At 34.8% G+C, this 250-nt stretch carries 1 pseudogene; it reads left to right on the plus strand.

Annotated features, from left to right (window positions below):
• Window positions 1-2: 2 nt before the first annotated feature.
• Window positions 3-125 (plus strand): annotated as a pseudogene (locus tag H5115_RS20055) (transposase); the annotation flags it as partial.
• Window positions 126-250 lie beyond the last annotated feature (125 nt).

Consider the following 250-nt stretch of genomic DNA (forward strand, 5'->3'; position numbering starts at 1 on the left):
GTATTGATGTATGTGCTTATGCCGTAATGAGTAATCACACCCATTTGGTACTATATGTAGATGATAAGAAAGCAAACAGACTGAATGATAAAGCGATTGTTATTCGCTGGCATAAACTGTGTAAAAATTAAAATAAACAAGACACCCATCCTAAATTTTGCACTTTATGGAGTTAGAGGCTAGCCTTTATTTAGTGCAAAAAACAAGCAGGGTTTCTTATGGCAATTGCAAGAAAGCGTCAAATAAGTCT

Origin of the sequence: Pseudoalteromonas sp. SR44-2, assembly GCF_014163745.1 — a bacterium.
Lineage (GTDB): Bacteria > Pseudomonadota > Gammaproteobacteria > Enterobacterales > Alteromonadaceae > Pseudoalteromonas > Pseudoalteromonas distincta.